Raw genomic sequence first — 12508 nt, forward strand, 5'->3', positions numbered from 1 at the left:
CCCCGATCGCAAGAACCGCAGACGTTATCTCATGGATGAGATAATCATTCGGTCTTCTGCCGCTCATCGATGATCCTCACGACAGGAGCGAAAGGCTGCCCACCGGAGGTATGATCCAGCTCTTGCTTATCTTTCCAACCAGCGTTGTTCTTGAGCCAGAAGATAGTGCCTGAGCCAGCGCCAAGCAGAGACATCTCCTCAACCTTCTCCTGCACGCGGAGCTTCGCATCCTTTATAGCGTCAGAAAACTTTTCTCCCGACGCATCGAAGTCACTAGCCTTCTCGTCGTACTTGCCGCTCTCGTAGTCGAGCAGGGTTTCGCGACTGGTACCGAGTGCTCGAGCCAGGCCGGTGATCGTGTAAGGGACAGCTTCGGTTAGCACCTCAGCATCCTTGTACAGAGCGTTGCCTTCGCGATCATGACCGTCGATGATGCGGCGCATCTCCGTGTGAGGATCGCACCGGTTGAAGTAGGCATTGATCCGAGACTTCAGATCGGCAACAGACTCGAACTTCAGAGGCCGCCCGCCCTTATCCTTCTCTTCTTTGTTAGTGCCATCTGCCATATGCCACTATTTATGCACACCTCTACGAAAAAGAAAAGAGTATTGTAGAGCTGCGACGCCTGGCGCATAATGTCGGGTATATGGGCATCACCGCGCAGCAGGAACCGCTACTTGACCGACGGATCGACATTGATCAGACGCCGAGTCCTACGACGCCCGCGGCTCGGGAGCTGACGTTGAGCGAGTACGCGCGGCAGCACAAGGTGTTTGCTCCGAAACGGGCGAATACGGATCTCACCCCTGTCTGCGAACTATCCGAGGGGGCCGAGTCTGTCCTTTGAAGCGGCAGCCATACCATAGCTCTCCAACTCCGTCACACAACAACTGGACAGTAAACTTCTCACCTGGGTTTATAAGGCGAATCCATATTCTGAGACCCGGCGGACTGCCGCCTCGCTCCACACGCGAAACAATTCCCGACTTCTCGCCAACGAGACTAGAGTCAATGATTCTAGCATTAGTCCCAATCTCGAAGTGCAGGAAAATGGGCGATTTGAAGTCATCCGAATCGAGAGCCTCAGTTCCAGCGTTGATGAACCCGACCGAGATCAGTCGCGGCTGTTCCAATTTTTCACCACGAAACTGTACGGACAAGTCATTGAGCGTCGAAGTGTCCGTTGCCAAAAGGTCAATGTCCGTCAGGTAGCTGATATCGATGATTTTAGTAACCTGATTCTTTCGAAATGTATACAACGCGATAGATGTGCTAACGACCAGTGACGCTAGGCCAACTATCACCCCGAAAATCCAGGTGTTCTGACTGAGCCAATCCACTATCCCCCGCCCCCTACATCGCCAAAACGTTAAGAGCCAGCCCGACAGAAGAAGTTGCTACCACGACGTTTATGTGCCGAACAACTGAAGCGCGAGCAGCAGCAGCAATACTACGCTCAGAAGCAAGCGGGCAGCGTCTCCGATTGCTGCCGATCGCGGATCACGCCCACCGAAATCTATCTTGTTAGCCAGGCGTCGCACAGGTCTCGTCTGCCCTTTGAATCGGCACTCAACCTCAAGTTTCTCTTGACCATCGTAAAGGTGGCGGATGGTGAAGGATTCGCCCGCATTGAGAAACTTCGGGGTTATCTGACTATATTTCGATCCCGCAGCAACATCCACGACTTGCTTGAGCGTTCCTGGGGCAGGTTCGGATACAACCTCGCATTCTAGCACCTTGTACTCGTCCCCATGCTTTACCCGAATCGGGTCTGCGAAGTCGGATGCTTCAATCTCGGTGTTACCCGTATTAACGAATTTGATAGTGACAAATCGTGGCCTTTGGAGCTGACGATGCTGGAAGTGAATCTCGATGCCCTGAAGATCCGGTGCGTGACTAGAGACGAAGTTGACGTCGCTTTCTACAGTGTAGTCGAGCGTCTTCGTCTTCTGATTCTTCTTAGCCTGGCGTAAGCCGACCAGAGCGATGGCAATGGCCACCAACGTAAGCGTGCCCACCACCCACGGGTGGGCATCGATCCATCCCATCATGGCGCGCATCGTAATCGAGCAGCTATCCCCGCGCCCAATTTGAAAGCCTCGTAAACCTAACTACCGGTACGTATCTTTCGCTGCGCTTCAACCTCGGCGGGCTCATCCTCTCGGACCCACCCAGCCTTCAGGATCGAATCAACCGCCTTGAACACGTCCCGGATGGCGTCGTCCTTCAGCTCGCCGTCGCCGAGCCACGTCTGGATGTACCCCCGGCTCTCGGCCGGGTCCATCTTGTCGAGGGCGTTCAACTCGTTCATCAGCAGGTACGCGCCAAGCTCGGCCTGCCCCTCGCACGTGCCGCGGTGCTCCCTGTAGTCCTCGAAGTCGTCGGCCGTGTGACCAAGCTGGATGTGCATGAGTTCGTGCATCAAGGTCTTCGCCGGGTAGCGGGCTACCGGGTTGATCGCCAGCTCCTTGCCGACGCTGTATCCCTGACGGTTCGCATTGAAGCCTTCAAAGGGAATCTCGCGCACTCCGAGCGCTCCCAGCGCCTGCTCCGGACTCCACTCCGGCGGCGTCCACGGTGGCAGCTCCGGTCCCTCGGTCTCGGAGACGGGGAACATGCAGCGAACCAGCTTGAAGCGCAGTAGGCGATCGTCGTCGTCTTCCTGCTCGACCAGGCGGTTCTTCACCATGATCGGCCGGAGGATGGCTCGCGCCTTGGCGCCCTTCATCACCTGACGCGGCGTATCAAGCTCTGCCCAGCCCTTGTACGTGTTGACCGGCTCGAAAACGCCCTGCATGGCAAGGCGGAGCTGGTTCATGTAGCTGAGCGTCCTGAAGCGGCTGTACGTGCCGTTCATGCCGCCCGGCATCTTCAGAGCCTCTTCGGCCCACATAATCCAATCTATCTGCTCTACGACGTCGTCACGACGCTCTGCGGATCGTTTACGTCTCTCCATCACCTACCTTTGGGGTTCCTAATCTCCGATTTCATTAGTTGCTTTGCACTCCGGACAGTCGACCGTGCCGTAGGAAGCGAGGTTGTAGTCCATCTCCACGTTCCAGCGGTGACCGCAGTTATAGCAGATGATTGTTGCTTCATCTCCTATGGGTTCAGGGGGACTCGGCCTACGACCCTGGATCACTAGGCTCATGGGTTTCTCCTTCTAATTGGGTTTGTAGCTCGCGAAGCCGCGTTCTTAGGTACTGGCTATTTAGTGGTGGATTACGGCCATCAATCGTCACTCGACGCAACTCGTCCAGTCGCTCACTAGCGCATATACGCCGACAGTATTGTTCGATAAGGTCGATGTGCATATCTGCCGGATAGTGCCGACCGCTGCGGGCGTACTGGAGGATGTGGCGTAGCTGCTTATCTGCCGGTGTCCATTTGTTGAGGTTTTCAATGTATGCCGTCCACTCCTCGTCTTCGGGTGCCCGATTGATGAACTGGATTGGTACTGGCTCAGCGTCAGATACACTGTCTTGAACAGTCCGGTTTTTCCGGATGGTTGGTACTGGCTCTGTGTTATTCATCCCAAACCCACCTGTACTGAACCATTGCTTGTGAATATACGATGCCGTCGTATGGCTCACGATCTTTCGGGCGAACGGTTGCTATCGCCACATTCATGCCGCCATGCAACCTATAGCCGAGTCGACTCCACGCCCTAACCTTTCCCTGTATATTATATTCTTGGTCTATCTCTGTGATAACCACGTAAGCTTCAATTCTGCGTCTGAGCCATTTCATCTCTAAATCTCCTTTTACTTAACATGTTGGTGGGGGATGTAAGGTTGGTCATGATGGCTCCTCCTTTAACAACCAATCAAGAATCTTCACTAGGTTGTGCGCTGAGGGCTCAGAAACACCTGTCACGATTCGGTTGAGTGTCGTGACAGGTATACCAATTTCTTTCGCCATACCACGGAAGCTGACCTGATTCACCCGCATATAGAGGCCAAGTATCTCGGATAGTTTGCTCATACTTCCCCTCCATTAGATTGTTGCTGACTCAGTTCAGTGACTGCCGCTCTATAGCCCAGTTCATAGCTGAAGCTTTCGGCTTCTGCTATCGCCCGCTCGTGCTGTTGGGTGAGGGCGGCAATAACCTCCTCGATATACTCATCTTTCAGGGCACAGGTACAACCGCCATCAGTTGAGCGAGGACAGTAGCAAGCATGTGCCCCTGACCCACTAAGTTTTTGAAGCTTCTCCCGTAGCTCCTCTTCCTCTATAGCTGTCATAAATCCCCCTTCGGACGTTCCTCAATAGAAATACCAACCATCATGCCTTTCAAATCGATCTCTACTTCGTTAATAATGGCGTTCCAGAGCGACCTGCCACCAATGCCATGAATACCTCTCTCTGCGCTGATTGCCACCCTGTACACGACAGGTCTACCGCGGATGATGTTTACAATCATTTTGAAACGGATTCTTAGCTCTCTAAATTTAGCTGTCATACTCCCTCCTCCAAAAAGTCATTACCGTTAGTGTCAGGCAGCCAGTCACCGCCTAGGGTGTCGTTGTAGGTGCGGGTGGGAGTCATGATGGAAGCTCCTCCAACTTCTTTTTCTCATATTCATAGTCACAACGTTTACAGATGATTTCGTAATCAAGGCCGTCCATAGTCTCGAATGGGTAGCCGTTGGTGCAGCCCTCATGACATGCTTTGCCGCATCGGTCACAGTAGGTATTGTCAACCATTACTCGACGACACCAGGTGCATAGCTCTTTGTCCTGTTGTATAGATGTATCTATTGAATTCAATACCTTCGTGGCGGCTACGTAATGTTCGCCATTGCTAGGCACCTGCGCTACAGTTCGATATGATTCATGCTCCTTGCCGTCAATAGAGAAGGCAGTTGCCACGCGTGCCATCTTTACGTGCTGACAGTTGCCGTCTGATCCCATGACACAAGGATCGGTTTGCATAGATGTATCCGTCACACTCACGTCTCCAACTCCGTGACCCGCTTCCGTCGGCTCTTCCCCTCCACCCCCTCAGCGACAAGCACGTCTGTGATTGCGTAGTAAGTGTCGAGAGCATTGAGCGCCACCGCGGCCATGTGGCGGCGCAGGTCTAGCAGCTGCTCGGTGTCCTGTACCTCAAGGATCTCGGCGCGGGTAATGAGCGCGGGTTGGTCGAGGTGTTCGCTCATAAGCTAACCCTCTTCACCGACCAATACAGCGCATCAAAGATCGGTCGCCGACCGATCATGACCGCCACCGACCCGACGAGCACGAAGGCGAGCAGCAGCACCAGCGCTACCGCCAGGAGCGGTGAGGCAACGAGCGTTAGGAGCCAGTGGTTGGCCTTATCGACATTGAAGAGAACGCTCATTCGAGTTCTCCTTCCTCATGGAGCGTCAGCGTCAACTTCAGGAATGCTTTCAGTGGAGTATCTGAACCTAGCTCTGGGTAGAGAAGCGGCGGGCCCTCAAGATCCATCTTGGCCGGATACCAGCGATTCCCGGATAAGCCCTTAACCACGAAGTAGTAGGGTGGCAGTTTGGGTTGAATGTAGTCTGATGTGTAGAGGGGCACAACGTGGTTGTCATCGTTATCCTTACCATGCAGCCATAGCGGTTTATAGTCGATTACTCTCAACTCTCGAAGGGCTGGTATATACTTCTCTGGGTTGCGCGTATCGCTCCAGTAAAAACGTTCGGTTTCCCACCCAGTCTTCTCATACACCTGCTTACACAGATCGAATAGTTCTTTATCTTCCATCATGACCGCTCCCCGATCAGCTCACCATCCTCGGTGTAATAGAAGTCCTTGCGCCCCTGTGGCGCATCAGGACTACCATCGCCGACGGACACAGAGACTCTTATTACCGTTTGCAGGCTCACCGTTGGGGCCTCCGGGTTGAACGCGCGCACGATCACCTTGGCGCGTCGAGCGATCTCGTATGAATCTTTAGTTGGGTCGTAGTCTTTACTCACTGTCTCTCTCCTCGCAGCGGTCGCGGAGTCTCGCACACCCCGCGACCGACAGCACTTACTTGTTAAATTTGTTCACTACCTCGACGCTTATCGTGTTGGCCTTCGCCTGAGCCATAGCGTCCACATGGATAAACCAGCCGTGGACGACGCCGCCGACGTAACCGCACAGCAGTACCAACATGAGCCCGAGGATCACGGAGCGGTGCCGGCCAGTCCAGCCCCTTAGCCGAGCAAGGACACCCCGCTTAGCTTCAGCTTCCTTGGCTTGTACGCTCGCCCTACGTGCGACTGATGTGGTTGATGACTGTTTACTCATGTTGGTATTCCCCCGAGCGCTACGGCTCTTGTGGGTCATCGAACCACTGCTGATAGCAAGGCAGGGATTTGTCGAGATGGGGCGCCAGCCAGTGTCCCCGGTTTAGTTGTGGCTATCACTTTGGTACTCGAATAGTCGACCCTGCAACCGCGAGCCATTCAGGACCGTGGGAGAGTGCCCCGTGCGCCCTCTCGGAACGCACGCTCATCGCTGTTAACTTCAGCTAGCGTCTACCTATTCCGCCACTTGCTATCATGAGCGGTTCGATGACCTGAATTGTTAATATCTAACCCTATTGGTTATGCTCCTATTATTAGCAAGCTTCTAATCAAAATGCAATGCCTTTTTGGGCATATCGCTCACGCTTTTATCTCTGGCCAGAGGTCGGCTTGTGGAGAACTTTGCCCATGCCGCAGCCGTGTGTAGAGTCCGGCCTCAAGCGAACCCCCGACCAGTCTTGGCCGGGGGTTCGTTGGTAGGTCAGATCAAGGCAGGTCGAACTCTCCTCCCACTAACCCAAGCGGCAAAGGTATGAGTTATCCACAGATTTTAGCAGCTTTACAAAAAAGAGTATTGTATTAGTTACTAATGTAGCGCATAATAGCAACATAAAGATAAACGGGGAACATTCAAATGGCATACGAAGCAGTGAACGAGATCGAAGCGGCGAAGATACTTGAAAACGAGGCAAAGGTGCTCGCCAAGTACATTTCATATGATGAACTAGATAGAATGGCCGAGCGGGCAGCTCAGATTTGTAGCGAATCTCCCACTGATGAGAACTATATGAAATTCAAGGTTGTCCATCGCGCCGCTCAGTTATCTCGGGAAGCCAAGTAGGCCGTGGGACTCTCTTCTAAATCGACACTTCCTCAGCTGTTTCTACTGTGCGCCGCATGCGTCAACTATTTCCCCTATAAGGGCGGGAAGCGCAATAGGTACTGTTCAAGAGCTTGTAAGCAGTCTGCATACCGAAAGAGGGTCGCTCAGCAAAAATGAGCGACCCTCTTTCTAAGTATGACCATTCTAAGGCCGGTCGAACTCGCCTCCCTGCGCGCCAGCGAGGAACGCATCCCACTCGCCCGGCGTGAAGATTAGGGCCGGTCCGGCGGCGTTCTTGGAGTCGCGTACACCGACCAGGCCACCGTCCAGGTGCGCGACCTCAACACAGTCGTTGCCACCGCCGCTGTGGCTGCTCTTGAACCACTCGGCGCCGGACAGGTCTGCCATCATTGCTCGTACTCCCTTGCTATGCGCCGCAGCGCTTGCTTGCTGTCTGCTGTCCCCAACGCTACCGCCTTCAGCCGGTTGAAGGAGTCCGAGTACTGGGTGATCGCGTCGGGGAGGTCGTAGTACATGTTTCCCCGGTACCCCTCGACGTACACCGTCGACCGCTCCCCCGTCGATGGGTCGAACTCCAGCACGGTGAACGGACCGGTCGCCACACCGAGTGGGTATCCCGCCGTGAAGGGCAGCAGGCTGATCGTGACGTTCACCGGAAGGTCGGCCAGGTGGTAGAGCTGCGCCGCCATGACGGCCGGGTTGCCCACCACCCGCCGGAGCACGTTCTCCTCCAGGAGCAGGTCAACTTGCACCGGTCCACGCTTCCTGGTGATGATCCGCTGCCGGTTGAGCCGGATGCCTACCCGCTGCGACAGCTCATCCTCGGAATCGTCCGGGTAGTAGGTAGCGTCCAAAGCCCTTGCGTACGCCGGGGTTTGGAACAGTCCACTGATGATGTCCGGTCGGTAGACCGTCAGCTTGGCGGCCGAAGACTCCAGGCTGACGTACAACTCGAAGTCCGCTCGGATCGTATCGCCGTACTCGTACCACCACAGTCCGTCGCCGTCGTCCGACGCGGCCACCTTCGCGAGCTCCAGAAGCCCCGGAAGCTTGTCCTGCGCGTCGTAGACCTGGCATAGCGCTTGGATGTCCAGCTGACGAATCCGCCCGGCCTCGCCCTTCTCCAGGCGCTGCAACGTGCCCGCACCGCGCTCGATCAGCCGGGAGGCGTTCTGGATGGATAGCCCCGCTTCCTGGCGAAGGTCGCGTAGATAGCGGCCGAGCTGGCGGCGCGGAATCGTGGTCGGCGGCTTCTTTGGTCTCGGCATGTGGGTGGGATTCTCTCTGTTTTCTGGATGGCATATTCGGGGTTTTCCGGATGCCTCTACCTGGTAATACAGGGTTAGACACCTTTGTCGCTGGCAGCCATTCTTACCCTAACCGTGGATGGTTTGCAGGAACGATGGACGAATATCCGTGGATGGTCCATTAGTAGTGTCTCGCGGGACGTCCAACCTGTCTACTAGCCCCTGGGTCGGCCGATTCCTTGGATACCGCTTCCCCTTCGCAGGGATCGGCTGACCTCCCGCAAACGACGCAGAGGGGCAGGGGCGGCATGGTCGCTTTAGATAAGCGATGGCTGGATTGCAAATATGATCCGGAGTCTTTAACGCGCGCCGAGGCCGAACTAATCATCGGCTGGCACAGGCACCCGCCAGGCGACACCTGCGTCCTTGAGGTTGCCGCTCTGGCCCACCTCTCCGAACCCGCCTCGGGCGACTGGGAGTGATGAAGGCGTGGATAGGCACATCCGTATCAGTTACGACCGCGGGCCGGTCTTTGACTACCGCATCAGCGAGACAGCCGCGGTACAGATTGAAGGCATCCTCCAAGACTGGGTGCCCGATGCCGTGATCACCGTCGACGACCGCGTCACCGCGGGGCTGCCCCTCATCCCCTGCGCTTCGCTGTGGGAGCCGTGATGTGGTGGCTGGTAGGCATCGGGGTGCTTGGGATCTGCGCCGCCCTCTGGTGGCTCATCCATCACGTCGGGTGGCGAGATCATCATCCTGGCCGGCATGCGGCGGGGCACGTCGACACCGTGTCACGTGACGTCGATCTTGAGCGCACCGATATCCTTCCCGTTGTCCGGGAACATGACGCCTCGCGGTACCAGCTGGCCAGTGCGGTACGGCGCTGGCAAGACTTGACCTGACCCCCAACGCAAAAAGACGCCCCGTGTATTTGCCGACAGTGGAGGGTAGATACATGTCGGCGGGACGCCTCTTCACCTAACATAAGTTAGAATAGGGGGTATAAGGTGCATCTACTTACGCATCACGTGGTATGTAGTTGCATTTAGTTAAGCATAAGACCTTGATTAAGACAAGAGCCACCTTCGGGCAGAGGGTGGCTCTTTGCGCGGTTTGGCACCCGCATCTTGGTTATATCATGAGTGGAGATAGAAGACCAGACATTCTAAGTACTCCCTCTTTTTCTTACGTGGCTACGCGGGGAGTTTAGTACTGAAGCATTACCTGAGTGGGTCGGATCGGCTGGCGTATCAGGCATAGCTTGAGTACCAACTCCCCTTTATCCACAACTAGTGCAGTTTGTGCACGAGTTGTCTCGGGTGATGATGTCTGTTGAAGGCAGGCGGCTCGGTGGTTGCGGTCGTTCTTGCAACCTCTATCCAACCCGGCGACGCTACCGAGCTGTCTACCTTCAATGTTCATGCAGCGACACAGGCTGGTAGCATCCCGCAAAGCTGTGTCCATCCTAAGCGGGATGTGCTCTACCAGCTGTGATTACATAAGCATGGCCTCGCCGCGGGATCGGCTCGAAAGCCTCACTATGCCGCAGATCACTCTTTTGGCTGCCCTCTTAGGTAATCCCGAATACACAAGCCAGAGGCGCCGGGATACTCCCGGATCGTGATGTTCCCCCTGGACGCTTGTGTAATCGTCCTGCTACGCGAGCAGGGAAGAGGATGGATAGCCTAGGTTTCACCCATGATCATTGGGCAGTGTCTCCGACCAAGGAGAGGCCATCAACCGGGATACTTCATCCTCATCTCTACTTACGTATTCAGGTTCTCGGCAGCGGCACGGCTACGCAGATAGAGTAGTCAGTATATAAAAACGAATCCTTTCACAAGGTTAGGTTTTCGCTATCTGCGCGGCTGTGTCGCTGCATGAACTTCGTAGGCACTGAGACGGCGACGAGCGGCCTCGCGCTATCTCCACACGTTTTTTACATACGCTTGCCTCCGCCGGAGAACCGGGATCGGGGCGCTTGGGTGCTTCGTGTGAACACCGTCTCAGTGCCTACGAATCAGACCGAGTTGTGAAAGATCGTGCGGTTTTATCCTTACCATCAGTATAAAGCAGGATTTACGATATCCTAAAACGTTGAGCCGTTCATCGCTTCTCTTTTTTATACTCGCTTCTGCGCCGGGACGGTCTTCAGCTCCCCACGAGGTATTGTATTAGAAAGCTAGATTAGTTATAATCAAGGTGTCGGACTTAGCAAAGCTAAAACAAACACCTGGTCGCCTTGGGGCGGCCTTTAACTTTTCAATACAACCTACTGAGCCGAGTTGTCGGACTTAGCTGTTCGGCTATTTCTCATTAAAGCACACTATCCATCTTCCAACAATACGATCATCGTGCCATAATGGTAGCGAGCTGTCGACAAGCTCACACGACAACAACTCCATGTCTGTATCCGCAGATTGAGCGCCGCCTCCACCTTGGGGCGGCGTTGCAGTTGGCGCATATTACCTAATCCCGGTGTAGTTCCCGGTATGCTGCCGGGCATGACTACCTACCTAAGGCACTTACGTCATCGCCGGTGGCGTGCACGGGACGATAGCGCGCCGGTTGCCGTCCTTCTGCGTAGTGAGGACGAGCGGGGTTGGCTCGTCATCGACCCCAACTTCAATCTCCCCAATCGGCATAGCCCTATCAACCCGAACTCGAACGCCGTGATTGCGGTTACCTCGACACAGGAGGAGGGAATCCAAGCCGCTAGAGATCTGAGCGCGGAAACCCTACGACACACGAGGCGTCTGAGGTTCTTCTATCTTTTCGCGAACATCGGCACTATCGCCGCCTGGATTATCGCGGGCCTTATAGTCTACCTCTGGTCGACAGTCAGTACGTCGCCAATCCTATTTTCGGCTCTAGCGGCTCAGCTAGTGGCCGCACTTCTCTTCTCCGTCTATTCGATTTATCAGTACATGGTGGAGCGAACCTTCATGCGGCAATTCTCCGCTTGGCTAAAGTACAGAGATAGTCCCCTTCCTTTACCCGAGGGCGAGCAATCTCAATCTGCACTGACCGAAGTATCCCCTCTTAGTAATCAGAGGGGATACCGTGACTGAAGACTACCTCGAAGTCATGGTGCGCGACGAGGTCCGCCGTCGGGTTGAAGAAATCCTTCGCACCCCAAGCGGGAGAACAGTCGCGGCTAGAGTTGCTCAGCCAATTGCTGCACATACCCCACAGACACCACAACCGGCGGCTAGAGACAGGACGGTGCTAGTGGCCGGAATCGGCGCTACAGCACTCATAGTATCTACTGCTATTACCGGCTCATTTGCCTGGGCGACGTCCAATAAGGACAAAGAAGATGCAAAGCCGAAACAAGAGACTGTGTCTGTCTCCGATTGCGCTCAACAGCAGGCTGACGTGATCGACACACAGTCCAAGCATCCGGCTATCGTCCTCACGTATGAAGGTGAGAGCGCTAAGCAGTGCAAGCTCAACGAGATCGCGGAGCAGGCTCGCAAGTCTCCGCAGAGCCCCATCACTGACGCTCCTGGCGCTCAACCCGGCGGGCGCTAACCCCGCGCCCCGCCCTCAGAACGCACTACGCCCGCCACAGATCGTCGTGGCGGGCGTAGTGGTGTACCGAGGCTATTAGCTTGATTGCAGCAGCGCAGGGTTCTCGTAGATGTTGCCGATGACCTCGATGCTGTCGTACATCGTGCGACTAATCTCCGCAAAGGGCTTGAAGCCAACATAAAATTCAGAATACTCGACTGATGTCGTGAAGTTCCTAGCATAATCAGGAACCCGGATTATATCACTCTCGTAAATCTCGCGGCCGTTCTTGTCTTTCAGGCCGACATACTGCATCAGCTCAACGTCACGCGCCACACGGTCAATCTCCCAGTTAGTGTAGCCCTCGTTGCCGGCTTCGTCGCGAACGATGTCACCGTCCTTGGCCGGACCGAGCTTCTTGCACCAGTGGATGCCTTTATTTGTAACCGACACTGGGTATACGAGCGATGGGACGTTACTCTGTCGAGTATGACCGTTCCAGTGGTCACCGTCGTAAACCATCTGTTTGCCATCCCACGCTCTATATTTAATCTCTCTCATATCTAGTTATCTCCTGGGCTTAGCCCTTAGCAATTGTTACAGATAGCAGTATCAGCGCCGCGAGCGCGAGCCATG

15 protein-coding genes are annotated in these 12508 nt (G+C 55.1%); 2 read left to right on the forward strand and 13 right to left on the reverse strand.

What is annotated here, in order from left to right; all coding sequences use genetic code 11:
• Positions 1 to 44 precede the first annotated feature (44 nt).
• From AB0H71_RS28935 to AB0H71_RS28980, 10 genes are all read right to left on the reverse strand, one after another.
• A complete protein-coding gene (locus AB0H71_RS28935) occupies positions 45 to 566 on the reverse strand; it encodes a terminase small subunit (RefSeq protein ID WP_357027093.1) in 522 nt (173 codons plus the stop codon).
• Positions 567 to 1409: 843 nt separating this feature from the next.
• Positions 1410 to 2051, reverse strand: coding sequence for a hypothetical protein (locus AB0H71_RS28940; protein ID WP_357027095.1), 642 nt, complete (start codon positions 2049 to 2051; stop codon positions 1410 to 1412).
• 56 nt (positions 2052 to 2107) lie between these two features.
• Positions 2108 to 2956, reverse strand: a complete 849-nt coding sequence (locus AB0H71_RS28945) for a hypothetical protein (protein WP_357027096.1) — start codon at positions 2954 to 2956, stop codon at positions 2108 to 2110.
• Positions 2957 to 3798: 842 nt separating this feature from the next.
• Positions 3799 to 3984 carry a helix-turn-helix transcriptional regulator gene (locus tag AB0H71_RS28950; protein ID WP_357027098.1) on the reverse strand — a complete coding sequence of 62 codons (186 nt, stop codon included), beginning with the start codon at positions 3982 to 3984 and terminating at the stop codon, positions 3799 to 3801.
• 256 nt (positions 3985 to 4240) lie between these two features.
• Positions 4241 to 4462 carry a hypothetical protein gene (locus tag AB0H71_RS28955; RefSeq protein WP_357027100.1) on the reverse strand — a complete coding sequence of 74 codons (222 nt, stop codon included), beginning with the start codon at positions 4460 to 4462 and terminating at the stop codon, positions 4241 to 4243.
• A gap of 82 nt (positions 4463 to 4544) precedes the next feature.
• Positions 4545 to 4955, reverse strand: a complete 411-nt coding sequence (locus AB0H71_RS28960) for a hypothetical protein (protein ID WP_357027102.1) — start codon at positions 4953 to 4955, stop codon at positions 4545 to 4547.
• On the reverse strand, positions 4952 to 5161 hold the full coding sequence (locus AB0H71_RS28965; RefSeq protein WP_357027104.1) for a hypothetical protein: 210 nt from the start codon (positions 5159 to 5161) through the stop codon (positions 4952 to 4954). The genes AB0H71_RS28960 and AB0H71_RS28965 overlap by 4 nt, the downstream gene beginning before the upstream one ends.
• Positions 5158 to 5343, reverse strand: a complete 186-nt coding sequence (locus tag AB0H71_RS28970) for a hypothetical protein (protein ID WP_357027105.1) — start codon at positions 5341 to 5343, stop codon at positions 5158 to 5160. Before AB0H71_RS28970 ends, AB0H71_RS28965 begins: the two co-directional genes overlap by 4 nt.
• On the reverse strand, positions 5340 to 5735 hold the full coding sequence (locus tag AB0H71_RS28975; RefSeq protein ID WP_357027107.1) for a hypothetical protein: 396 nt from the start codon (positions 5733 to 5735) through the stop codon (positions 5340 to 5342). Before AB0H71_RS28975 ends, AB0H71_RS28970 begins: the two co-directional genes overlap by 4 nt.
• A complete protein-coding gene (locus AB0H71_RS28980; protein WP_357027109.1) occupies positions 5732 to 5947 on the reverse strand; it encodes a hypothetical protein in 216 nt (71 codons plus the stop codon). Before AB0H71_RS28980 ends, AB0H71_RS28975 begins: the two co-directional genes overlap by 4 nt.
• A gap of 949 nt (positions 5948 to 6896) precedes the next feature.
• Here AB0H71_RS28980 and AB0H71_RS28985 point away from each other — a divergent pair.
• Positions 6897 to 7103 (forward strand): hypothetical protein, encoded by a 207-nt coding sequence (locus AB0H71_RS28985; RefSeq protein WP_357027111.1) that lies wholly within the window; start codon positions 6897 to 6899, stop codon positions 7101 to 7103.
• A 186-nt stretch (positions 7104 to 7289) separates the two neighbouring features.
• Here AB0H71_RS28985 and AB0H71_RS28990 read toward each other — a convergent pair whose 3' ends face one another.
• Together AB0H71_RS28990 and AB0H71_RS28995 are read right to left on the reverse strand one after the other, a co-directional pair.
• On the reverse strand, positions 7290 to 7496 hold the full coding sequence (locus AB0H71_RS28990; RefSeq protein WP_357027113.1) for a DUF397 domain-containing protein: 207 nt from the start codon (positions 7494 to 7496) through the stop codon (positions 7290 to 7292).
• Positions 7493 to 8374, reverse strand: coding sequence for a helix-turn-helix transcriptional regulator (locus AB0H71_RS28995; RefSeq protein ID WP_357027115.1), 882 nt, complete (start codon positions 8372 to 8374; stop codon positions 7493 to 7495). Before AB0H71_RS28995 ends, AB0H71_RS28990 begins: the two co-directional genes overlap by 4 nt.
• 468 nt (positions 8375 to 8842) lie before the next feature.
• On the opposite strand from AB0H71_RS28995, the gene AB0H71_RS29000 reads away from it, so the two are divergent.
• Positions 8843 to 9028: a hypothetical protein gene (locus AB0H71_RS29000; RefSeq protein ID WP_357027117.1), complete on the forward strand. Its 186-nt coding sequence runs from the start codon at positions 8843 to 8845 to the stop codon at positions 9026 to 9028.
• A gap of 2940 nt (positions 9029 to 11968) precedes the next feature.
• Here the strand turns inward: AB0H71_RS29000 and AB0H71_RS29005 are convergent.
• Complete coding sequence (locus tag AB0H71_RS29005) at positions 11969 to 12394, reverse strand: YopX family protein (RefSeq protein WP_357027119.1); 426 nt, start codon at positions 12392 to 12394, stop codon at positions 11969 to 11971.
• Positions 12395 to 12508 lie beyond the last annotated feature (114 nt).

It is taken from the genome of Nocardia sp. NPDC050697 (assembly GCF_040654395.1).
In the GTDB taxonomy this organism is placed as follows: Bacteria; Actinomycetota; Actinomycetes; order Mycobacteriales; family Mycobacteriaceae; genus Nocardia.